Annotated in this window: 24 protein-coding genes; 2 read left to right on the forward strand and 22 right to left on the reverse strand. The window is 61.3% G+C overall.

Going from position 1 to position 21,267, the window contains the following annotated elements; translation table 11 throughout:
- The first annotated feature begins 106 nt into the window (after positions 1-106).
- Positions 107-454 carry a hypothetical protein gene (locus tag J3P85_RS20880; RefSeq protein ID WP_207964821.1) on the forward strand — a complete coding sequence of 116 codons (348 nt, stop codon included), beginning with the start codon at positions 107-109 and terminating at the stop codon, positions 452-454.
- A 32-nt stretch (positions 455-486) separates the two neighbouring features.
- Positions 487-867 carry a Rho termination factor N-terminal domain-containing protein gene (locus J3P85_RS20885; RefSeq protein WP_434703311.1) on the forward strand — a complete coding sequence of 127 codons (381 nt, stop codon included), beginning with the start codon at positions 487-489 and terminating at the stop codon, positions 865-867.
- A gap of 285 nt (positions 868-1,152) precedes the next feature.
- Here the strand turns inward: J3P85_RS20885 and araH are convergent, their stop codons facing one another.
- The 22 genes from araH to rpmF all read right to left on the reverse strand — a co-directional run bounded on the left by araH (position 1,153) and on the right by rpmF (position 21,255).
- Complete coding sequence (gene araH, locus J3P85_RS20890; protein ID WP_025214842.1) at positions 1,153-2,121, reverse strand: L-arabinose ABC transporter permease AraH; 969 nt, start codon at positions 2,119-2,121, stop codon at positions 1,153-1,155.
- Between the two features lie 10 nt (positions 2,122-2,131).
- Positions 2,132-3,676, reverse strand: coding sequence for an L-arabinose ABC transporter ATP-binding protein AraG (gene araG, locus J3P85_RS20895; RefSeq protein ID WP_186707207.1), 1,545 nt, complete (start codon positions 3,674-3,676; stop codon positions 2,132-2,134).
- Between the two features lie 75 nt (positions 3,677-3,751).
- Positions 3,752-4,756, reverse strand: a complete 1,005-nt coding sequence (locus J3P85_RS20900; RefSeq protein WP_434703313.1) for a substrate-binding domain-containing protein — start codon at positions 4,754-4,756, stop codon at positions 3,752-3,754.
- Between the two features lie 174 nt (positions 4,757-4,930).
- Positions 4,931-5,749 (reverse strand): SDR family oxidoreductase, encoded by an 819-nt coding sequence (locus J3P85_RS20905; protein ID WP_186707205.1) that lies wholly within the window; start codon positions 5,747-5,749, stop codon positions 4,931-4,933.
- A gap of 235 nt (positions 5,750-5,984) precedes the next feature.
- The gene (locus tag J3P85_RS20910; protein ID WP_186707204.1) at positions 5,985-6,860 is read right to left on the reverse strand and encodes an SMP-30/gluconolactonase/LRE family protein; all 876 of its coding nucleotides are present in this window, start codon (positions 6,858-6,860) and stop codon (positions 5,985-5,987) included.
- A complete protein-coding gene (locus J3P85_RS20915) occupies positions 6,857-7,603 on the reverse strand; it encodes a FadR/GntR family transcriptional regulator (RefSeq protein ID WP_060741242.1) in 747 nt (248 codons plus the stop codon). The genes J3P85_RS20910 and J3P85_RS20915 overlap by 4 nt, the downstream gene beginning before the upstream one ends.
- 291 nt (positions 7,604-7,894) lie before the next feature.
- The gene (locus J3P85_RS20920) at positions 7,895-8,455 is read right to left on the reverse strand and encodes a DUF1285 domain-containing protein (protein WP_434703314.1); all 561 of its coding nucleotides are present in this window, start codon (positions 8,453-8,455) and stop codon (positions 7,895-7,897) included.
- 15 nt (positions 8,456-8,470) lie between these two features.
- Complete coding sequence (locus tag J3P85_RS20925; protein ID WP_411385282.1) at positions 8,471-9,076, reverse strand: DUF4823 domain-containing protein; 606 nt, start codon at positions 9,074-9,076, stop codon at positions 8,471-8,473.
- 257 nt (positions 9,077-9,333) lie between these two features.
- Positions 9,334-10,302 carry a GTP 3',8-cyclase MoaA gene (locus J3P85_RS20930; protein ID WP_003204238.1) on the reverse strand — a complete coding sequence of 323 codons (969 nt, stop codon included), beginning with the start codon at positions 10,300-10,302 and terminating at the stop codon, positions 9,334-9,336.
- A 155-nt stretch (positions 10,303-10,457) separates the two neighbouring features.
- Positions 10,458-11,096, reverse strand: coding sequence for a TetR/AcrR family transcriptional regulator (locus tag J3P85_RS20935; protein ID WP_186707201.1), 639 nt, complete (start codon positions 11,094-11,096; stop codon positions 10,458-10,460).
- A gap of 384 nt (positions 11,097-11,480) precedes the next feature.
- Positions 11,481-12,275 (reverse strand): TatD family hydrolase, encoded by a 795-nt coding sequence (locus J3P85_RS20940; protein WP_411385283.1) that lies wholly within the window; start codon positions 12,273-12,275, stop codon positions 11,481-11,483.
- A gap of 11 nt (positions 12,276-12,286) precedes the next feature.
- Complete coding sequence (locus J3P85_RS20945) at positions 12,287-12,643, reverse strand: PilZ domain-containing protein (protein WP_186707199.1); 357 nt, start codon at positions 12,641-12,643, stop codon at positions 12,287-12,289.
- 201 nt (positions 12,644-12,844) lie between these two features.
- The gene (locus J3P85_RS20950; RefSeq protein ID WP_434703315.1) at positions 12,845-13,831 is read right to left on the reverse strand and encodes a DNA polymerase III subunit delta'; all 987 of its coding nucleotides are present in this window, start codon (positions 13,829-13,831) and stop codon (positions 12,845-12,847) included.
- A complete protein-coding gene (gene tmk / locus J3P85_RS20955) occupies positions 13,824-14,456 on the reverse strand; it encodes a dTMP kinase (protein ID WP_434703317.1) in 633 nt (210 codons plus the stop codon). The genes J3P85_RS20950 and tmk overlap by 8 nt, the downstream gene beginning before the upstream one ends.
- Positions 14,457-14,476: 20 nt before the next feature.
- A complete protein-coding gene (gene mltG / locus J3P85_RS20960) occupies positions 14,477-15,637 on the reverse strand; it encodes an endolytic transglycosylase MltG (protein WP_434703318.1) in 1,161 nt (386 codons plus the stop codon).
- 3 nt (positions 15,638-15,640) lie between these two features.
- Positions 15,641-16,456, reverse strand: coding sequence for an aminodeoxychorismate lyase (pabC, locus tag J3P85_RS20965; protein WP_434703319.1), 816 nt, complete (start codon positions 16,454-16,456; stop codon positions 15,641-15,643).
- Entirely contained in the window at positions 16,456-17,700 is a 1,245-nt protein-coding gene (gene fabF / locus J3P85_RS20970) for a beta-ketoacyl-ACP synthase II (protein WP_039593652.1), read from the reverse strand. Before fabF ends, pabC begins: the two co-directional genes overlap by 1 nt.
- Positions 17,701-17,808: 108 nt before the next feature.
- Positions 17,809-18,045, reverse strand: coding sequence for an acyl carrier protein (acpP, locus tag J3P85_RS20975; protein ID WP_003175607.1), 237 nt, complete (start codon positions 18,043-18,045; stop codon positions 17,809-17,811).
- A gap of 191 nt (positions 18,046-18,236) precedes the next feature.
- Positions 18,237-18,980, reverse strand: a complete 744-nt coding sequence (fabG, locus tag J3P85_RS20980; RefSeq protein ID WP_186707194.1) for a 3-oxoacyl-ACP reductase FabG — start codon at positions 18,978-18,980, stop codon at positions 18,237-18,239.
- Positions 18,981-18,995: 15 nt separating this feature from the next.
- Complete coding sequence (gene fabD / locus J3P85_RS20985; protein ID WP_434703321.1) at positions 18,996-19,934, reverse strand: ACP S-malonyltransferase; 939 nt, start codon at positions 19,932-19,934, stop codon at positions 18,996-18,998.
- A gap of 123 nt (positions 19,935-20,057) precedes the next feature.
- Positions 20,058-21,068: a phosphate acyltransferase PlsX gene (gene plsX / locus J3P85_RS20990; RefSeq protein ID WP_411385287.1), complete on the reverse strand. Its 1,011-nt coding sequence runs from the start codon at positions 21,066-21,068 to the stop codon at positions 20,058-20,060.
- A 4-nt stretch (positions 21,069-21,072) separates the two neighbouring features.
- Positions 21,073-21,255: a 50S ribosomal protein L32 gene (gene rpmF / locus J3P85_RS20995; protein ID WP_003179396.1), complete on the reverse strand. Its 183-nt coding sequence runs from the start codon at positions 21,253-21,255 to the stop codon at positions 21,073-21,075.
- Positions 21,256-21,267: the final 12 nt, after the last annotated feature.

A 21,267-nucleotide genomic window follows, 5' to 3' on the forward strand; every position in this document is an offset into this window, starting at 1 on the left:
GCGCACGCCTCTTCCCAAAACTGCCATTCGTCGCGCCCAAGGCACCAACGCCAAGCAGCCAAGGCCCAAGATCGGGTAAGCATTCTGAAAAATGGAGGCGACACCCATGATCACTTCAAGGCTGACCGCATTCACCTTCGCCGCGCTGCTGTCCTCGGTGGCCTTCGCGGCCTCTACCGACGGCACTGGGCCAACCGACCCCGTGCAAGCGCCAAACTCCCCTGCCACGCAAGGCCTGCCCAAGTTGAACACCGACGGCACCGGTGGCGGTAGCCTGAACAATGGCCAGCCACCGGCCACCGGCACCGATCCACGCGTGCAGGGGAATGACACCGGGCGCCAGGGTGGCATGAATACGCCGGACTCCACCGCACCGGATAACGCCGAGACCGGGGTGGGCTCGAAAACCACGACCGGTGGCTCGGGTTCCGAAGGTGGCGCCGCCAGCCAGTAGCCTCTGCCCGGACATTTGAGGAGGAACATCCCATGCCTCGTGGAAGCAAAGACAAATACACCGACAAGCAAAAACGCAAGGCCGAGCACATCGAAGAAAGTTATGAGCAAAAAGGTGTGTCGGAGGGCAAGGCCGAAGCTCGGGCCTGGGCGACGGTGAACAAGCAGTCCGGTGGCGGCGAACGCTCCGGTGGCTCAGGCAAGGAAAAACCAGCGGCGGCCAAGAAAAACGACCGCAAGGAATCAGCCCGCCGCGCCGCCAAGACCCGCGAGGGCCACCCACGCACCAGCAAAGCCTCCCATGGGGCCCAGACGGTGGACAGCTTGATGAAGGAAGCCCGGGCGAAAAACATTCCCGGACGTTCGAAGATGCGCAAGCAGGAGCTGGTCGAAGCGTTGCGCAAGGCCGGGTGATGGTTGGCGTCAGGGAGGACGCCATCGCGAGCAGGCTCGCTCCCACATAGGGTCTGGGTCGTGCCGAGGTTTCTGCCCCTGACACAAAACCCTGTGGGAGCCGAGCTTGCTCGCGAAAGCGGTGGGTCAGCTATGGAGGTGTTGGATGTGTCGACGCCTTCGCGAGCAGGCTCGCTCCCACACTGGTTCTGCGCTGTGCCAAGGTCCTGAGCCTGACACTAAAAACCCTGTGGGAGCGAGCTTGCTCGCGATGGCGGCAGGTCAGTCGCCAGTAATCCCTACTGCCTAGCGCTGCTTCAACCGGTCAATCACCACCGCCAGCAACAGGATCGAGCCGCGGATGACGTATTGGTAGAAGGTGTCGATGTTCTTCAGGTTCATCGCGTTTTCAATGATCGCCAAAATCAGCACGCCGGCGATGACGTGGCGAATCATGCCGATGCCGCCGCTCAACGACACCCCGCCCAGCACGCAGGCCGAGATCACGGTCAACTCGAAGCCCTGGCCGATCATCGGCTGGCCCGAGGTCATGCGCGACGCCAGGATAACCCCAGCCAGGGCGCCGATCAGGCCATGCACGGCGAAGATGATGATCTTGGTGCGATCAACATTGACCCCCGCCAGCAACGCCGCTTCCTGGTTGCCACCGATGGCCATGGTGTTGCGCCCGTAAGTGGTGTAGTTCAGCAGCCAGCCGAAAAACAGGAAGCAGACGATGGTGATCAGAATCGGCACTGGCACGCCGAACAATTGACCATTGCCGAACACGAAGAACGATTCCTGGGACACACCCACCGCCTTGCCGTTGGCAAAGATGTAGGCCAGGCCGCGGACGATCTGCATCGTCGCCAGGGTAGTGATCAAGGCATTGACCCGCAGCTTGGCGATCACGATGCCGTTGATCAGGCCAACGATCAGCCCCATCGCCAGCGCCGCGCTGACGCCGAGGAACACGCTGTTGGTGTCGCGCATCACCACCGCCGCGACGACGCCGGCACAGGCAATCACCGAACCGACCGACAAGTCGAAGTGCCCGGACGCCAGGCAATACAACATGGTGCAGGCCGCGATACCGGTGGTGGAGATCGCCAGGCCCAGGCCGCGCATGTTCAGCGGCGACAGGAAGTTGTCAATCATCAGGGTGCAAAGCACGAAGATCCCGATGGCCGCCAGCAGCATGACCCAGTCATCCAGGAAGCGACGCAGGTCCAGTGGTTTGCGTGCCGTTGGCAGTGCATTGTTTTGAATGGTCATGATTTACCTCTCAGTTCGCCGCGTCGGCAACGCGTTGGCGCGGCAGCGCCAGTTGCAACAGGTTGGATTCGTTGGCCTGGTCGCGCGGCAGTTCGCCACGCATGGCCCCTTCGCAAAGCACCAGGATTCGGTCGGAAATGCCCATCACTTCCATCAGGTCGCTGGACACCACGATCACCGCGATGCCGTCCGCCGCCAGGTTGTGGATAATCTGGTAGATCTCCGCCTTGGCGCCGATGTCGATGCCACGGGTCGGTTCGTCCAGCAGCAGGACTTTCATCGGCATCGACAGCCAGCGACCGAGAATCGCCTTCTGTTGATTGCCGCCGGACAGGTACATGATTTTCTGGCTGGCCGCCGGCGTCTTCACCTTCAGCGACTTGATCTGCTTGTCGGCATTGCCCCGCTCCCAATCACCGCGCAGCAGGCAGCCGAGGGTCGAGTGGGACGGTCGGGCGCTGATGTTGATGTTCTCGCCTACGCTGCCCAACGGGATGATGCCTTCCTTTTTGCGATCTTCCGGGCACAGCAGCACGCCAGCGGCGATGGCATCCCGTGGCGAACGCAATTTCAGTTCCTGGCCGTGCAGGACCAGGCTGCCCTCGCTCTGGCGCTCCAGGCCACTGAGCAAGCGAAACAGCTCGGTACGACCGGCGCCGACCAACCCGAACAAGCCGAGGATCTCGCCCTTGTGCACCTGGAAACTCACCGGTTCGCGCAAGCCCGGCCCCAGCAGGCCCTTCACTTGCAGCGCCACATCGCCGCGTTCCCGAGGACGGTAATCATAGATGTCCTGGATATCGCGGCCGACCATGCACGTGACCAACTGATCGTGGGTCAGCTCGCTCATGTTCTCGAAGGTCCGGACATAACGACCGTCCTTGAACACGGTCACCGCATTACAGATACGGAACACCTCTTCCATGCGGTGGCTGACGTACAGCACCACTTTGCCCTCGTCTCGCAAGCGGGCGATGATCGCCATCAAACGGTCGATTTCCCGGGCCGACAGGCTACTGGTGGGTTCGTCGAAGGCAATGACATGGGCGCCACGGGACAAGGCCTTGGCGATTTCCACCAATTGCCGTTGGCCGAGGGACAGGCGACCGACTTTTTCCTGCGGGTCGATTTCGTCGGCCAGGCCTTTGAGCAGCGCCAGCGCCTGCTGGCGCAGCACACCACGGTTGACCAGGCCGAAACGCGCCGGCAAATGGCCGAGAAACAAGTTTTCCGCAACGGTCATTTCCGGCACCAGGTGCAGCTCCTGGTGAATCACCGCCACCCCGCTGGCAATGCTGTCGGCGGTGCCTTTGAAGGCCATCGTCTGTTCGCCGATCTGCAGGTCGCCACTGCTTGGGATGTAGGCGCCACCGAGGATCTTCAGCAACGTGGACTTGCCCGCGCCGTTCTCGCCCATCAAGGCATGCACCTGCCCCGGATGCGCGACGAAACTGATATTGGCCAGCGCCTGCACGCCGGGAAAGGATTTGCCGATCCCGTTGAACCGCAAGCTGCCGCCGATGTTGTGTTGCCGTGTCGCTGTTTGCGCTTGCATAACCACCTCGAACTTACAGAGATCAAGCGACCCCGCCACTCATGTGGCCAGGGCCGCTTTTGAATCAACCGACCGTCAGTTCCACAGGCCGATCTTTTCCAGCTCCTGCTTGAAGTTCTCCCGGGTGATCAGCGTCACCTCGTCCATGGCGGTGTACTTCGGCGGTTCCTTGCCGGTGGTGATCCACTCGTACATCATTTCGGCGGTCTTGTAGCCTTCGATGTGCGGGCTTGGCAGCATCGAACCGAAGAAGCCACTATTGGGTTTCTTGAGCTCGCCGATGGCGTCGGTGCCGTTGATGCCGATACCAATCACATTGGCTGCCTTGAACCCGGCCGCTTCGGTGGCGCGCACGCCGCCCAGCACGGTGTTGTCGTTCATGCCACCAATGATCAGGTTCTTCGCAGCGCTTGGCAGCTTCACCAACGCCGAGTTGGTGGAGTCCATGCTGCCGGGTACGTCGAGGGTCTTGAGCGCCGTAAACAGGATATGGTCTTCCGGCATCCCGGCCTTCTTCAGGGCATCGACCGAACCGTCGGTGCGCTTCTTGCCGGTATCCAGCTCGTTGAAGGTGTTGATCACCGCGTAGGTATCTTTCCACTCCCAATTACGCTTCTTCGCTTCAGCGGCCATGGCGGCGCCCTGCTTCTGGCCCACCTCGAACGCGGCCATGCCCAGGTACGGCACGTCTTCCATGAACTTGCCGTTGGCGTCGACGAAACGGTCGTCCACGGCAATTACCTTGAGATCGTTGAGCTTGGCCTTGGCCATGATGGCTGGGCCGAGGGACACGTCCGGCGGGCAGATCACGAAGCCCTTGGCACCGTTGGCGGCCAGGCTGTCGATGGCCGAGAGGGTTTTCTCGCCGTCGGGCACGGCGATCTTGATCAATTCAAAGCCTTTGTCCTTGGCCGCTTTCTCGGCGAATGCCCATTCGGTCTGGAACCAGGGCTCCTCCGCCTGTTTGACCAGAAAACCAATTTTTACCGCATCGGCCGCCAGCAAGTGGCTGCTGAGGCTGACCGCGGTAACCGCCAGGGCGGCGCGACACAGGGAACGGATCCCACGACGATGTTTCATAGTTGACTCCTTGTTTTTTTTATTGAAAGCCAAACGTCCAGGGTCTGCTCCACCGTCGGTGGAAATGCGCAGGCTGGGCGGTTACATCAAGTTGCTACACAGCATAGGCCTAAATAGTCATATCGTATGATGATTGGATTACAGGCGAAGTTTCCCACTGCAATCCAGGAATATTCAGTCGTGGTACATGACTGAACGTCCTCCATCGATGGTGATGCATGAGGCATTGATAAACGGTGCTTCGTCACTGGCCAGGAACACGGCCGTCATTGCCACTTCGATCGGTTGCCCGACGCGCCGTGGCGGGTGCATATCCAGCGCACGTTGGCGTTCGGCGTGGGGATCGGCAAAGCCGTTCCAGTAGTCGACGTTCAGCTGGGTCTCGATGTAACCCGGCGCGATGGCATTGACGCGTACCCCTTTGGGCGCGTATTCGATGCCCAGGGCGCGAGTCAGGCCGAGCAGGCCGTGCTTGGCCACCGGGTAAGGGAAACAGCCGGGAATGATGTGGGACGAATGGACGGAGGCAATGTTGATGATGCTGCCCACGCCCTGCTCGATCATCTGTGGCAGCACCGCCTTGCAACCGTACCAGGCGCCATCCAGGTCGATGGCGAAGCAGCGGCGCCAGTCCTCTTCGGTCATTTCCAGCGGGTCACGGAAGACATTGACGCCGGCGCAGTTGACCAGCACATCGATGCGACCGTGCAGCTCGACGGCGCGACGGGCCATGGCCTGCAAGTCCTGCTGCTTCGACACATCGGCCTGCAACGCTTGCACATCGGCCCCGCGTTCACGCCAGTGGGCGGCCACCGCCTCGACTTTCTGCGCCTGGATGTCACTGATCACCAGTCGGGCCTGCTGCGAAGCGAATGCCGCGACGATGGCTTCGCCAATGCCTTGGGCAGCGCCGGTCAACAGCACGACCTTGTCTTTCAGGCGTTCGCCCTTCGGGGGCTCCGGCACGGGCGGCAAGACCAAGGGCTCAGCCATGGCTCAAGGCTCCTGCGTGCGGGCACGACGAAAACCGGGCATCCACGGATGACCGGCGCAAAGGCGCTTGGAAGAACAGTGGCCGGCGTACGCCGCCGGGGCGTACGGGGAAAGATCGTTGCATCACTTCACCTGTTTTGTTTTTTTAGTGTGAGTGCGTATTGCCGATGGAGCCGACTATAAACCCGGCCGCCAAACAATCTCAATATATATATTTACATCCCATATTCTGGGATTACCCCGCGAACCTTGTACAGGCCACGCCAGGCACATCGACACGCATCGACAGCACCGCACCGTCCAGCGGATGACCCAAGGGGCTCGCCGCGCTGGTGATGTACAACGTCTTGAGGTCTTCGCCGCCGAACACACAACTGGTCGGTCGGCTGACGGGTAATTCGATCACCCGGTCGACCTGCCCGTCCGGCGTCAGCCGCAGCAGGCAACTGCCGTCCCAGCGGGCGTTCCAGATATAGCCCCGGGCGTCCATCGCCGAGCCATCCGGGCCGCCACGCGGGTGTGGGCCGAACCAGACCTCGGCCGGCGCGAGGTTGCCTTCCGGATAGATAAAGTGCCGATACACCGTGCCGTCCAGGCTGTCGCCGAAATACACCGTGGTGCCATCGGGGCTCCAGAGCAAGGTGTTAGGGATGCCCAGCCCGCGCAACAAGGGCATGACCCGACCGTCGCCACCGACGCGAAACAGGCCACCGGACCGTTGCTCGATCGGCAAGTCCTCGCCGTCGGCACCGATGTTGTTCTGCATGGTGCCGAGCCAGAGTTGGCCCAGGGCATCGCAACGGGCCTCATTGGCACGATTACCCAGTTGGGGGTCGGCCATGCACAGCAGCGTCAGGCGCGGCTCCAGGCCCGGCGAATCAAGATCGAGGCGATAGACGCCACTGCTCAGGGTCACCAGTGCATCGCCACTCTGGGTCGGTATGAAGGCGGACACATGCTCGGGCATCTGCCAGATCTCCACATTGGCGCCGATCAGCCGCAGTGCCTGCTTGCCGGCGATATCGACCCAATACAACGCTTGGGTTGGCGCATCCCAGAAGGGCCCCTCGCCCAACTTCGCCCGGTGTTCCGTCACAGCCGTCCACTTCATTGAAACCTCCCGTTCCCGACTTGCCCGGCGGCGTCTGTTCGACCGGCCATGACATTGGGGTAAAAGCGTTTGATCGCCAGGTCAGCGTTATCGATCAGGGTCATGCAGGCCCAGACACCCCGGGCCGCGTCACGGGCGGCGATGGCGTCGGCGATGTCCTTGTGGATGGGCAAGGTGCGGCGCAGTTCATCCGGGTCGGCCGCCGACACCTCGAACGACACCGCCAGCAATGCACCGAGGGCCGGGACCATCTGTTCGATGAATTGATTATGGCTGGCGGCCAGGATGCACTCATGGAAAAACTGGTCGGCGCGGTTGTAGTCTGCGCCGCTGTCCACTGCCCGTTCCAGGGCATGGTAGGCCAGGCGGATCGCCTGTACCTGATCGGCCGTGGCCCGCTCACAGGCCCAGCGCACCGCCATCGGCTCGATGGTACGGCGCAAGTCCAGCAAGTCGTCGACGAAGTTTTCCGGCAGGCCGCTGCGTGACAGCCAGCCCACCACTTGAGGGTCGAACAGGTTCCAGCGGCGCACCGGCAATACCCGCGTGCCGACTTTCGGCCCGACTTCCAGCATGCCTTTGGCCACCAGGGTCTTGATCGCCTCGCGAATCACTGTGCGACTGACGCCCAGTTGCTCGCCCAAGTCCGCTTCGACCTTGATGGTTTGCCCAGGCTTGACCTGGCCAGCGGCGATCCAGCCCCCCAGCCAATCGACGGTCGATGCGTGAAAACTGCTGGACATGAAAACCCCGCGGGCATTTTTTTGTTAGGCGCCCACGCTAATCATCATACGATTGGGTGTCAATTTGAATTTTGCATAACTTTGGGAGCGGGCTTGCTCGCGAAAGCGGTGGGTCAGTTGAGAAGGTGTTGAATGCACCGGCGCCTTCGCGAGCAAGCTCGCTCCCACAGGGTTTGGTGGCGCACACTAGATATTGCTGGCACCCCAAATCCACTGTGGGAGCGAGCTTGCTCGCGATAGCGATCCTTCAGCCGACGCGGATGTTGGATCAACCCTCACTCCTACAAGGGGTCAGGGTTCCAGGCCGATAGGGAAAAACTCGCCGCCGCTCCACACACCCAGCCAGCGCTGCCCATCGATCTCGCGACTGACCGCCAGCTCCACCAGTTGATAGAACACGTTGCGGTGGATCAGTGCTTCGAGGTTGCTGCGCACATGCACGTAGGGCGCCGGTTCCTGGGTCTGGGGATCGATCTCCACCCGCAGCGGGTGCTCGGCGCCGGCCTCGGTGGTTTCCTCGACATTGGTGGTGAAGCGCAACAATTGTCCTTCCCCCTGCCCTTCCACCTCCAGGGTCACGGCCACGAACGGCGCGTCATCGACCTTGATGCCGACCTTTTCCACGGGGGTGATCAGGAAATAATCATCGCCGTCGCGGCGGATGATGGTGGAGAACAGCTTGACCATCGGTTTTCGTCCGATAGGCGTACCCAGGTAGTACCAGGTGCCGTCCCGGGCGATGCGCATGTCGATGTCGCCGCAGAAGTCGGGGTTCCACAAGTGGACCGGCGGCAGGCCTTTGGTCTTGGGGATCTGCCCCAGCAAGTCATTGGCTTTTTGCGGTCCGCTCATGGTGACTCCTCGTAGTTACTGGTCGCTCATCCCCAGCAGGCTGCGGGCATATTCACGCAGCGGCGCGGCGATGAGGTCTTGGGGTTGCTTGTCGTGGAACGTCAGTAAACCGCCACGACTCTTGATCCGTGCAGTATCAATCAAATACTGGGTGCTGGTCTCGATCAACATGATTTGAATCACGCCGGTATCGACACCCAGGCGATCCACGGCTTCTTCATCCAGCCATTCGTCGGAGTTGCCGATGCGGTTATCGGCCTTGGCGAACCGGGTGTACAACAGGTAATGGGCACCGGCGGCACGGGCTTCGCCCATCGCCTGATCGAGGCCTTCGGGAACACGGGCGCGACGGACCATGGGGAAATATTCGATAAAGCCATTGAAGGCTTCTTCGGCCACGACATTGGGACGTGGATAGGCACTGCCCGGCGGAGCGAAGGCGCCCTGGGCAATGTAGATGAACGAGTCGGGCTGGATTCGCAGGTTGTTCACACGACGGCTTTCGCTATGGTCCAGCAGACCGGCATCACTCATGTGATAACGAACGCCCTCCCCCATGTCGCTGACATTCATGCAACCGCCAAGCACCAAAACGGCCAGCAGCAAAACCAGGCTACGCATCCTATTCCTCCAAAGACCGGTGTCGGAAAACCGGCGAATGGTCGTGGGATGCAGCTTTTGCGCCAGCTCGCAGGATGATTGGGGTTGCGCCTTGGAATACCTGTGGCGAGGGAGCTTGCTCCCGCTGGGCTGCGCCCGTAGGAGCTGTCGAGTGCAACGAGGCTGCGATCTTTCCCCAGACACTTGAATCCCAAGCGAAAGATCAAAAAATCGCAGGCTTCGCCAGCTCCTACAGACTCAAGCCAGGAAAGGTCCGATCAGCCGCCAATGATTTTCATGATGGTCGCACCGCCGGAGAACGCCACTTCCTGCTTGTCCCCCAGCGCCTTGACCAACAAGCGCTGAAGCGCCGGCAAGGCCTGATGCCGTGGCTTGTCCAGAAGATCACCGACGAAGTGACGGTTACTCGACGACAGGCAGCCGTGCAGCCAGCCCGTGGAAGACAGCCGCAGTCGCGAACAGGTACGGCAAAAAGGCACGCTTTCGTTGGCGATCACGCCAAAGTGCCCCAGCCCCGGTATCTCATAACGCACCGCCGTGGCGTCCACCGGCGCGTCGGCCTGCAGGTATTCGTACTGGTCGCCGATCAGGCTGAGCAGTTGTTGAAGGCTGACGAACTGCTGCAGGAAGGCGTTGGAATCGCTGGCCAGGTGGCCCATGCGCATCAACTCGATGAAACGCAACTCATAACCACGTTCCAGGCAGTACTCAAGCAGCGGCATCACCTGGTCGAGGTTTTGCCCGCGCAACGGCACCATGTTGACCTTGATCTTCATCCCGGCGGCCCGGGCCTGTTCCATGCCATCGAGCACGGTCGCCAGGTCGCCGCCACGGGCGATACTGCGAAACGCGGCGGGGTCCAGGGTGTCGAGGGAAACGTTGATGCGACGGATACCGGCATCCACCAGCAACGGCAGTTTTTTCGCGAGCAACTGGCCATTGGTGGTCAGGCTGATGTCCTCCAGCCCCATCTGCCCCACCGCCGTCATGAAACGCTCGAGCTTGGGGCTGACCAGCGGCTCGCCGCCCGTGATGCGCAGCCGCTCGATACCGGCGGCCTCGATCAAATAGGCCACGCCGCGCGCCATGGCTTCGGCTGACAGTTCATCCTGCGCAGCCACCAACCGCTTGCCGTCAGGCACGCAGTAGGTACAGGCGTAGTTGCAGGCTGAGGTCAGGCTGATCCGCAGATTACGGAAACGCCTGCCTTGACGGTCAACGATCATGGATCACTCCGGCACGAGAAAAATCGGACTCGCAAAAATTGACCCAGAAATCAATATTTCGCAAGACCCAAGCCTGAGTATATTACTGGGGCACTGCGCCATGTAAGCGGACATGGCGCAATAAGGCAGCTGAATGTCTTGGCTCGTGCGGCCTGTCAGGTGCTCGGGTGGTCGGTATCGCGCTTGCGCTTGTTGCCCATGCGCACGCCAATGTCCATCAGGAACTGGAAGAAACCTTCCTGGTCTTCCAGCACGTTGCTCCAGAACGGCGAGTGATACAGCGCCACCGCGCCGTGCACCAACGCCCAGGCGGCGCAGTAATGGAAATAAGGCGGCACGTCCTCGAGCTTGCCTTCGCTGATCCGGCCCTTGATCAACAGGGTCAGGCGTTCGAAGTTGGAAGCGCGGATCTTGTGCAGCTCCTCGACCATCTCCGGCACCTGGTTGCCCTTGACCACCTTCTCTTCCAAGCGGTCGAACAAGCGGTAGCGCTGCGGGTCGCGCATGCGGAACTCGAAGTAGGCCCGGGACAGGGCCTCCTTGTCCTTGTCCACATCGGCTGAATGCAGCAGCTCGTTCAAATCGCGCTCGTAGTCGAGCATCAGGCGCAGGTAGATCTCCGCCTTGGATTTGAAATGTTTATAAATCGTGCCTTTGCCGATACCCACGGCATCCGCAATCATCTCGACGGTGACACTGTCTTCACCCTGGTCGAGGAACAACTTGAGCGCGGTGTCGAGAATTTCCTGCTCGCGGCGGCGAAACTCACGGACCTTACGGGGTTCTTTGTGCATAAGAAAAAGGTCTGAAGGGTCAAAATTCGAAGCCGGGTATTATGCCTAACTTACGCAAAAATGCACGGATCATCCATTCTCGGCCACCGTTCTTCACAAAACCGTGCACACCCGGCTCGCCGTTTCCCTTGCCAACGGGCCGTACTGGCGAGCTTTGACGACAGTGAGAACTTATCCGAAGCGAGCGTATTCCAAATTTGTTTAAAAACCGCCCCGGCCAGACTGGACGGGTGGGCATACTGATCAATACTTGAACTGTCGGCGCGACATCTCCCCCAAGTGACGCGCTGATAAAGGTGCCAACGGACCGCGTGCCTTTGTTTTACTCCTAATGGTCTTAACCCGGATTCACCCCCCAGAACCCGGGTTTTTTTTGCATGAAATTCAGGCGTGCGCCGATCGAACGTGAGCCAACGGAAACAATTGCTTAAAGTTTTCCGTCGTCTGCTCGGCAAATCCCTCGTAGGACTCGCCACGCAACATCGCCAGGAACTCCGCCACTTCCCGTACGTATTGCGGAAGGTTCGGCTTGCCGCGATAGGGGATCGGCGCCAGGTAAGGCGAGTCGGTTTCCACCAGCAGCCGATCAGCCGGCACTTTGCTGGCAACGTCGCGCAGAGCATCGGCATTGCGGAACGTGACAATCCCGGACAAGGAAATGTAATAGCCCATGTCCAGGGCAGCCTTGGCCATGTCCCAGTCTTCGGTGAAGCAATGCAGCACACCGGCCTGGGGCAGCGCGGCGTCACGCAGCAAGGCCAGGGTGTCGGCCCGGGCGCCGCGGGTGTGGATGATCACCGGTTTGCCGGTCTGCCGGGCGGCCTCCAGGTGCAGCCGGAACGACGCCTGTTGCACGTCGGCGGCTTCTGGCTCGTAGTGATAGTCCAGGCCGGTTTCGCCAATGGCGACCACCCGTGGATGATCGAGCTCACGCAACAGCCAGTCGAGCGCCGGCGCGGCGCCGGGCTGGACGTCCAATGGGTGGATGCCGACCGAACAATCGACATCGGCATAACGCTCCGCCAGCGCCTTCACATCGGCGGCGTTGTCGGCGCTGACGCCGATGCACAGGAAGTGACCGACGCCCCGCTCCCGGGCCGCGTCCAGCGCGGCATCCAGGGAACCGCCATGGGCAGCGAGGTCGAGACGATCAAGGTGACAATGGGAATCTACAAGCATAAAAGGCCAGGCTACATCGTATGGGTGGGACGGTCGGACTTCAGGGAGCCGGCCAAGTGGGTTTCGATCTGATTGCGGGCCGAATTGTCGCCGTCGCTGAACTGCACGCCCACGCCGGCGGCCCGATTGCCCTGGGCGCCCTTGGGGGTCAGCCAGATCACCTTGCCGGCGACCGGAATTTTCTCCGACTCATCCATCAGGCTCAAGAGCATGAACACCTCGTCGCCCAAGCGATAATTCTTGTTGGTCGGAATGAACAGGCCGCCGTTCTTGATGAAGGGCATGTAGGCGGCATAAAGCACCGACTTGTCCTTGATGGTCAGGGACAGGATGCCGTTGCGTGGACCGGGACTGACAGGTTCGTTCATGCTGATCTCCGCTGCGATTGAGCTGAGTTTAGTGTCCTGTATCACAAATACTGTTCTTTTTTGACGGCGTCTGTTGTCGTCATGCTGCGTTGCCGCTCCTCGCCATAGCGGGCTATGACTCGTCGCGGCGCCTTGCCTGACGACAACAGCCACTCGTCAAAAAAAAACGTATTTGCGAAACAGGACACTAGGCGGTACCTGTCAACTTCGACCAGGCAAACTCGCCCACTGCACCAACAGCGCCTCGAGCAACAGCACTCGATTGAGGTTCGCCTTGCTCAGCACCTTCTGACGTTGGGCAAGAATCCAGTCCTGGATGTTCAAGATTTTATCCTGGCTGCTTTTCTGCGCCAGGTACTGGATCACTTTGCGCATGTCGGCCAGCCCCAGGCCGGCCTCGTCTTCGGTCAACTGGTAACGCAGGATCAGGCTCGACCAGTCGCAGAACCAGTCAAACAGCAGCAGTAGCGGGATCGCGTTCCAGCCCTCGGCCAGTTGCGTGGGGGATTGCTGCTGCTTGAGCAGCTTCTTGACCCCGTCCACCACCAAGGCCCGCTGTTCACGCACGCCCTGGGCCTGAAGGCTGACAGCCGCCAGGGGCGAGCCAGCCGCGAGGGTCAGCAGTTCGACACGCTCTTCGTCGCTGCTGTCAGGCAGGGCCTGGGCCAACCATTGCAAGCTCATCGCCTCGCTCGGCAGCGGGCAGGCCTGTTGCACGCAACGACTCTTGATGGTCGGCAGCAAGCGACTCGGCTGGTGGCTGACCAGCAGCAACACGGTATCGCCAGAAGGCTCTTCGAGGCTCTTGAGCAAGGCGTTGGCGGCGTTGATGTTCATCGACTCCACCGGCTCGATCAGCACGACTTTGCGCCCGCCCATCTGCGAGGTCTGGACCACGAAGCTGACCAGGTCGCGAACCTGGTCGACCTTGATCGCCTTGTCCGCCTCTTCCGGCTCCAGCACGTAATTGTCGGGATGGCTGCCGGCCTTGAGCAGCAGGCAGGACTTGCATTGGCCGCAAGCGTTGGAGACTCCCGGGCGTTGGCACAACAGGCTGGCCATCAGCCGCTCGGCCAGGGCCCGCTTGCCGATGCCGACCGGGCCGTGCAGCAGATAGGCATGGGCATGCTGGGCACGACCGGCCAGTTGCTGCCAGAGACCGTCTTGCCAGGGATAGGCTTCAGCCACGGACACGCTCCAGCAAACGTGGCAGCAAGCTATCCAGGGACTGCTGGACCTGGGTCAGCGGCTGCGCGGCATCGATCAGCAGGTAACGCGCCGGATCGGCCTTGGCGAGCCCCAGGAAGGCATTGCGCACGGCATTGAAGAAAGCCTGGCCCTCAAGCTCGAAACGATCCAGCCGGCCACGGGCACTGGCGCGGGCCAGGCCGATTTCCACCGGTAGGTCGAACACCAGGGTCAGGTCTGGGCGCAGCTCACCTTGGACGAAGCTTTCCAGCGCGGCGATGCGTTCCACGGACAAGCCCCGACCGCCGCCCTGGTAGGCATAGGTCGAATCGGTAAAACGATCGCAGAGCACCACGGCGCCACGGGCCAGCGCCGGGCGGATCACCTCGGCCAGATGCTGCGCCCTGGCGGCGAACACCAGCAGCAGCTCAGTGTCAGGGTTCATGACTTCTTCGAGGGGCGCCAGCAGCACCTCGCGAATTCGCTCGGCCAGTGGCGTACCGCCCGGTTCACGGGTCAATACCACCTCGATGCCGGCGGCCCGCAGGCGTTCGGCCAGGTATTCGCGGTTGGTGCTCTTGCCGGCGCCTTCCGGGCCTTCCAGCGTTACAAACAAGCCAGTCACGGGGCGATCCTTAATCAAAGTCATTGCGGGCTCGGTGGCTCGCTGGCGTCCGGCTCGGGGGCCGGTACCTGAGGTGGCACATGGGGCACCGCTTCAGGTGCCGTGTCGGGCGATGCCGCCGGGATCGGCGCCTGCTCGTCCGGCGTTACCGGCGCCGGGCTGGAGCGGTAATCGGCACGGCGCTTGAGCTGGAACTCGCGTACCGCGTTGTTGTGCGATTCCAGGTCATCGGAAAACACATGGCTGCCATCGCCACGGGCGACAAAATAAAGACTGTTGCCCGGTGCCGGGTTCAACGCGGCATGAATCGCTTCGCGCCCCACCATCGCAATCGGCGTCGGTGGCAAGCCCGGGATCAGGTAGGTGTTATAGGGGTTTTCTTCTTTCAGATGGGCGCGAGTGAGCTTGCCGGTGTAGCGCTCACCCAAGCCGTAGATCACTGTGGGATCGGTCTGCAGCAGCATGCCCAGGCGCATGCGCCGGACAAAAACGCCGGCAATTTGCCCACGCTCCTGGGGTACGCCGGTTTCCTTCTCCACCAGGGACGCCATGATCAGCGCCTGGTACGGCAAGGTGTAAGGCACATCGGCGGCACGCTGTGCCCATTCCTTGGCGAGCACGTCTTCCAGACGGTCGTAGGCTTTCTTCAGCAAGTCGACATCCGAGGTGCCGCGCACGAAGCGGTAGGTGTCCGGGAAGAACCGGCCCTCGGGAAATACTCCCGAATGACCCAGACGGTCCATGACCTCGCTATCGCTCAGGTTGGCAAGGGTCTGCTGGAGTTTTTCATCCTTGGCCAGTGCGGCGCGCACCTGGCGAAAATTCCAGCCCTCCACCAGCGTCACGCTGTACTGCACCACTTCACCGCGTTTCCAGACACCGATCAGCCCCTCCATGGTCATGCCTGGCACCATCCGGTATTCACCGGAGTGCAACGGCTGGCCGGCAAGATTGAAGCGCCAATAGACACGCAGCCAGAAGGCGTCCTTGATCAGGCCATCGGCCTCGAGGCGCTTGAGGGTTCCGGTCGGGGTGGTTCCGTTGGGCACGTCCAGCAATTCTTCCTGGGTAATGTTCAGCGGCTGTTGCAGCGCCGAATGAATTTTCCAGGCCGAAGCGCCCAACAACAGCCCTGCCAGGACCAGTCCGGTCTCCAGCAGCAGCAAGAATTTACGTCTCACGAATCAAGCATCCAATAGCGCACGGGCAAGGGTCTGCAGTTTACGGGTGAGCGGGCCAACCGACCAGCACGCCGAACCGCATCCGCGTACCGGCCACACGCCATATACGCTGTTGCAGACGAAGACTTCATCGGCCTGGTGCAGTTGTTCGAGGCCGATGTCGGTGATTTGCGTGGCGATGCCCTGGGACTCGGCTTGAAACAATAATTCCGCGCGCATCACGCCGGCTACACCGCAACGGCTCAGGTCCGCCGTGAACAAAACGCCATCGCGCACCAGGAACAGGTTGCTGAATACGCCTTCGATTACCCGCCCGGACGCGTCCAACATCAAGCCTTCGGCGTACTGCCCATCGCGCCATTCGGCACGGGCCAGCACTTGCTCCAGGCGGTTGAGGTGCTTGAGGCCTGCAAGCAAGGGCTGCTCGGACAAACGCACGGTGCAGGGAAACAGGTGGATGCCTTGCTCGGCATGGGCGGTGGGATAAGTGGCCGGCGGGTTCCCTTGCAGGATGCGCCTGGCCGGCACCGAAGGATCAGCGGCATAACCGCGCAGGCTGTCGCCACGGGTCACGATCAGTTTCAGCACACCATCACCCAGGCAACCGGCGTAGGTGCTCAACTCTGTACTCAAGGCGCCCATGTCAACGTTGAGCGCCAACCGCTGGCAACCTGCTTCCAGGCGTTGCAGGTGGCGTTCCAACAGCACCGGGGTGCCATCGTGCACGGCGATGGTTTCGAACACCCCATCGCCGTAAGCCAGGCCGCGATCTTTCAGCGACAGGACGTCGGCCGGCTGACCGTCGACCCAGCTTTCCATCACCCGGCGAACCGGCGGAACACCAGCGAACCGTTGGTCCCGCCAAAGCCGAAGGAGTTGGACAGCACCACATCGATATCCATGCTGCGGGCCGTGTGCGGCACGAAGTCCAGGTCGCAACCTTCGTCCGGCTCATCGAGGTTGATGGTCGGCGGCGCCGTCTGGCTGTTGATCGCCAGGACGCTGAAGATCGCTTCCACCGCCCCTGCCGCACCCAGCAGGTGACCGGTCATGGACTTGGTCGAACTGACCGCCAGCTTGTAGGCGTGCTCGCCGAACACGGTCTTGATCGCCTGGGCTTCGGCCAGGTCGCCGGCCGGGGTCGACGTGCCGTGGGCGTTGATGTACTGCACCTGCTCGCCGTTGAGCTTCGCGTCACGCAAAGCGTTGGCGATGCAACGGGCCGCACCGGCGCCGTCGGCCGGTGGCGAGGTCATGTGGTACGCATCGCCACTGGTGCCAAAGCCGATCAGCTCGGCATAGATGGTCGCGCCGCGCGCCTTGGCGTGCTCCAGTTCCTCAAGCACCAACGCACCGGCACCGTCGGACAACACGAAGCCATCACGGCCCTTGTCCCACGGCCGGCTCGCGCGGGCGGGCTCGTCGTTGCGGGTCGACAGCGCTCGGGACGCGCCGAAACCGCCCATGCCGAGGCCGCATGCGGCCATCTCGGCGCCACCGGCAATCATCACGTCGGCTTCGTCGTACATGATGTTGCGCGCGGCCATGCCGATGCAGTGGGTACCGGTGGTGCACGCCGTGGCGATGGCGTAGTTGGGTCCCTGGGCACCCAGGTGGATGGACAGGAAACCGGAAATCATGTTGATGATCGAGCCCGGCACGAAGAACGGAGAAATCCGTCGCGGCCCCGAATCGTGCAGCGTGCGGCTGGTTTCTTCGATATTGGTCAAGCCGCCAATACCCGAGCCCATGGCCACGCCGATGCGTTCACGGTTGGCGTCGGTGACTTCCAGGCCGGCGTTACGCACCGCCTGAAAACCGGCTGCCAGGCCGTATTGAATGAACAGGTCAAGCTTGCGGGCTTCCTTGACCGACAGGTATTCCTCGACATTGAAGCCCTTTACCGAGCCGCCGAAACGGGTGGAATAGGCAGAAAGGTCGGTGTGTTCGATCAGACCAATGCCACTGCGGCCGGCCAGAATGCCCTGCCAACTGCTCGGCACATCCGTGCCCAGTGGCGACAACATACCCATACCGGTGACTACGACGCGTCTACGCGACACAGCACTCTCCTTTTTCTAATGACGACTTTGCATCAGGCCTAAAGAAAAAACCGCACGCCGTGACGGCAGTGCGGTTTTTCCATGACAGCTAGCGACGACTGAATACGATTACGCCTGGTGGCTGGTAACGTAGTCGATAGCAGCTTGTACAGTAGTGATCTTCTCAGCTTCTTCGTCAGGAATCTCGGTCTCGAATTCCTCTTCCAGAGCCATCACCAGCTCAACGGTGTCAAGGGAGTCGGCACCCAGGTCTTCTACGAAGGAAGCGGTGTTCACAACTTCTTCTTCTTTAACGCCCAGTTGCTCGGCAACGATTTTCTTGACGCGCTCTTCGATGGTGCTCATACCTTGTTTTCACTCCTAATGGACAAATTCAGGCAGCTGGCCGGTGGGTAAGTGTATAGAAGAACTTTTCGGTTTTTCAACCGAAAGCTTCACTCCTCAAACCCAGCGGCCCGCCGTCTATAAATTGATTGCAGCTTTATAACGGATTTTAGACAGCTCGTATGACATTTTTTTGAAGCAATCCGTCACATTTAACTCATGTACATCCCGCCGTTCACCGGGATTGTAGCCCCGGTCACGTATGCCGCACCGTCCGACGCAAGAAAAGCGACCACGGACGCGATTTCTTGAGCTTGCCCCAGACGACCCAGCGGAATCTGCGTCAACAAGGCTTCACGCTGTGCTTCCGGCAGTTCACGGGTCATGTCGGTATCGATAAAACCCGGTGCAACCGAGTTTACCGTAATCGAGCGCGAACCCACTTCACGCGCCAGCGCACGGCTGAAACCTTCCAGACCGGCCTTCGCCGCAGCATAGTTTACTTGGCCTGCGTTGCCCATGGCACCCACAACCGAGCCGATACTGATAATTCGACCCCAGCGCGCCTTGGTCATGCCACGCAGCACGCCCTTGGACAGCCGGTACAGACTGTTCAGGTTGGTGTCGACCACGTCGAACCATTCGTCATCTTTCATGCGCATCATCAGGTTATCGCGGGTGATACCGGCATTATTGACCAGGATCGCCGGCGCACCGAACTGCGCCTGAATGCTCGCCAGCACCGCCGCAACGGATTCGTCGCTGGTGACATTCAGCTCAAGGCCGGTGCCCTGGATGTCGTTTTCCTTCAGGGTCGCGGCGATACGCTCGGCGCCCGACGCGGAAGTCGCGGTGCCGATGACGATGGCGCCTTGACGACCCAGTTCCAGGGCGATGGCCTGGCCGATGCCACGGCTTGCACCGGTCACCAGTGCAACTTTACCTTGCAGACTCATGCAAGCTTCTCCTGTTCAGGCCTGCGCTGCACGGGCGGCAGCGAAGGCATCTGGGGTATTGAGGTTGGAAGTCGACACGCCTTCGGCGCAGCGTTTGTTCAGGCCTGCCAGCACTTTGCCAGGACCGCATTCGACCAGTTCGGTCGCGCCCTTGGCTGCCAGGGCCTGCACCGATTCGACCCAGCGAACCGGCTTGTAGAGTTGCTCCAGCAGATCACGCTTGAGGGTCTCGAGATCTGGCGCCACGTTGGCGCTGACATTCTGCACCACGGGAATCTGCGGAGCCTGCCAGTCGATGGCAGCGATGGATTCGGCAAAGCGCTCGGCGGCCGGACGCATCAGTTCACAGTGCGACGGCACGCTGACCGGCAGCGGCATGGCACGCTTGGCACCACGAGCCTTGCAGCCTTCGATGGCACGCTCGACAGCCGCCTTGGCACCGGCAATGACCACCTGGCCCGGGGAGTTGAAGTTCACCGCGCTGACCACATCGCCTTGTGCCGCTTCGGCACAGGCAGCGAGCACATCAGCGTCTTCCAGACCCAGGATCGCGGCCATGCCGCCCTGCCCGGCCGGAACGGCCTCTTGCATCAACTGGCCACGACGCTCCACCAGTTTCACCGCGGCGCCCAGGCTCAGGCTGCCAGCGGCCACCAGGGCGCTGTATTCGCCCAGGCTGTGACCGGCGACGAACGCCGGGCGCGCGCCGCCTTCAGCCAGCCACAAGCGCCACAAGGCGATCGAGGCGGTGAGGATGGCTGGCTGGGTTTTATCGGTTTGATTGAGCTGCTCTTCCGGCCCCTGCTGGGTCAATGCCCACAGGTCATAGCCGAGCGCATCGGAAGCTTCTTTGAATGTTTCGAGGACCAGCGGGTATTGCGCGCCCAGCTCGGCCAGCATGCCGAGGGACTGCGAGCCCTGCCCTGGAAAGACGAATGCGAGGGAAGCAGACATGAAAACAAAGCCCCTAATGATCTTGTCGTCAAAAATTGACGCCCCTGGGGGCGCTAGCAAACTGCACATTGGATGGCGGGTTGAACCGACCGGTCACATTTAAGCATTGTCGGACGAAAACGCCTAAGTTAACAAATCCTCGAGGCGACCGTGCAAGCGCTCCGGCAGGTTCTCCTGGATCTCGATCACCGCTCGGTTGATCGCACTTTGGAAACCCTGCACGCCCGCCGATCCGTGACTCTTGATCACGATACCTTGCAGCCCGAGGAAACTCGCTCCGTTGTGCCGCGCCGGCGCCAGGTCCGCCTGCAACCGGCGCATCAACGGCAGCGCCAAGGCGCCGACCACCCGCGAGGCGAGGCTTTGCCTGAACAAGGTTTCGATGCGCTGGCCGATCATGGTGGCCAGCCCCTCGCTGGATTTGAGCAGGATATTGCCCACGAAGCCGTCACAGACCACCACATCGGCCTCGCCACGGTACAAGCCATCGCCCTCGACGAAACCGATGTAGTTGATACCCCGCGCAGCCTGCAACAACGTGGCCGCCAGCTTGACCTGCTGGTTGCCCTTGATGTCTTCGGTGCCGATATTCAACAGCGCCACGCGAGGACGCACGATGCCCAGGGTTTCAGCCGCGACCGAGCCCATCACCGCAAATTGCAGCAAATGCTCGGCACTGCAGTCGACGTTCGCCCCCAGGTCGAGCAACTGACAGAACCCACGCTGGGTCGGGATCGCCGCCACCATCGCGGGCCGGTCGATACCCGGCAAGGTCTTGAGTACGTAGCGCGACAGTGCCATCAGCGCACCGGTATTGCCGGCGCTGACACAGGCCTGGACCTTGCCATCGCGCAGCAGCTCAAGGGCCACCCGCATCGAGGCGTCAGGCTTGCCGCGCAAGGCCTGGGCTGGCTTTTCGTCCATGGCGATGATTTCAGACGCCGGGACAATCGTCAGGCGCGCGCGATCCACAGCCGATTGGCCGCTGAGCATGTCTTCCAGGAGGGGGGATTGACCGACGAGGGTCAGGTGCAGCGAGGGAGTAGCATTCAGGCAAGCAAGGCTGGCCTGAACAATGCTGCGGGGACCGAAGTCCCCGCCCATTGCGTCAATCGCGATGACTTGAGCGGACAAGTGATTACTCGTCGGCGCCCTTGTCGATCACTTTACGGCCACGGTATACGCCTTCTGGCGATACGTGGTGACGCAGGTGAACTTCACCGGTGGTCTTTTCTACGGACAGGGTGCTAGCCTCGAGAGCGTCGTGCGAACGGCGCATGTCACGGGCAGAGCGGGATTTTTTGTTCTGCTGAACAGCCATAATTGATTAACT

It is taken from the genome of Pseudomonas sp. Z1-12, assembly GCF_051132015.1.
Taxonomy (GTDB): Bacteria; Pseudomonadota; Gammaproteobacteria; order Pseudomonadales; family Pseudomonadaceae; genus Aquipseudomonas; species Aquipseudomonas zanjanensis.

What these genes read in the sequence shown, in the direction of transcription:
- J3P85_RS20930 (WP_003204238.1), bottom strand. Translation starts at nt 10,302, where the DNA reads ATGATCGTTGACCGTCAAGGCAGGCGTTTCCGTAATCTGCGGATCAGC.
- J3P85_RS20900 (WP_434703313.1), bottom strand. Translation starts at nt 4,756, where the DNA reads ATGAAACATCGTCGTGGGATCCGTTCCCTGTGTCGCGCCGCCCTGGCG.
- fabD (WP_434703321.1), bottom strand. Translation starts at nt 19,934, where the DNA reads ATGTCTGCTTCCCTCGCATTCGTCTTTCCAGGGCAGGGCTCGCAGTCC.
- araG (WP_186707207.1), bottom strand. Translation starts at nt 3,676, where the DNA reads ATGCAAGCGCAAACAGCGACACGGCAACACAACATCGGCGGCAGCTTG.
- J3P85_RS20880 (WP_207964821.1), top strand. Translation starts at nt 107, where the DNA reads ATGATCACTTCAAGGCTGACCGCATTCACCTTCGCCGCGCTGCTGTCC.
- J3P85_RS20920 (WP_434703314.1), bottom strand. Translation starts at nt 8,455, where the DNA reads ATGAGCGGACCGCAAAAAGCCAATGACTTGCTGGGGCAGATCCCCAAG.
- rpmF (WP_003179396.1), bottom strand. Translation starts at nt 21,255, where the DNA reads ATGGCTGTTCAGCAGAACAAAAAATCCCGCTCTGCCCGTGACATGCGC.
- J3P85_RS20935 (WP_186707201.1), bottom strand. Translation starts at nt 11,096, where the DNA reads ATGCACAAAGAACCCCGTAAGGTCCGTGAGTTTCGCCGCCGCGAGCAG.
- J3P85_RS20925 (WP_411385282.1), bottom strand. Translation starts at nt 9,076, where the DNA reads ATGCGTAGCCTGGTTTTGCTGCTGGCCGTTTTGGTGCTTGGCGGTTGC.
- J3P85_RS20945 (WP_186707199.1), bottom strand. Translation starts at nt 12,643, where the DNA reads ATGAACGAACCTGTCAGTCCCGGTCCACGCAACGGCATCCTGTCCCTG.
- J3P85_RS20940 (WP_411385283.1), bottom strand. Translation starts at nt 12,275, where the DNA reads ATGCTTGTAGATTCCCATTGTCACCTTGATCGTCTCGACCTCGCTGCC.
- araH (WP_025214842.1), bottom strand. Translation starts at nt 2,121, where the DNA reads ATGACCATTCAAAACAATGCACTGCCAACGGCACGCAAACCACTGGAC.
- J3P85_RS20885 (WP_434703311.1), top strand. Translation starts at nt 487, where the DNA reads ATGCCTCGTGGAAGCAAAGACAAATACACCGACAAGCAAAAACGCAAG.
- acpP (WP_003175607.1), bottom strand. Translation starts at nt 18,045, where the DNA reads ATGAGCACCATCGAAGAGCGCGTCAAGAAAATCGTTGCCGAGCAACTG.
- J3P85_RS20910 (WP_186707204.1), bottom strand. Translation starts at nt 6,860, where the DNA reads ATGAAGTGGACGGCTGTGACGGAACACCGGGCGAAGTTGGGCGAGGGG.
- fabG (WP_186707194.1), bottom strand. Translation starts at nt 18,980, where the DNA reads ATGAGTCTGCAAGGTAAAGTTGCACTGGTGACCGGTGCAAGCCGTGGC.
- pabC (WP_434703319.1), bottom strand. Translation starts at nt 16,456, where the DNA reads ATGGAAAGCTGGGTCGACGGTCAGCCGGCCGACGTCCTGTCGCTGAAA.
- J3P85_RS20905 (WP_186707205.1), bottom strand. Translation starts at nt 5,749, where the DNA reads ATGGCTGAGCCCTTGGTCTTGCCGCCCGTGCCGGAGCCCCCGAAGGGC.
- J3P85_RS20915 (WP_060741242.1), bottom strand. Translation starts at nt 7,603, where the DNA reads ATGTCCAGCAGTTTTCACGCATCGACCGTCGATTGGCTGGGGGGCTGG.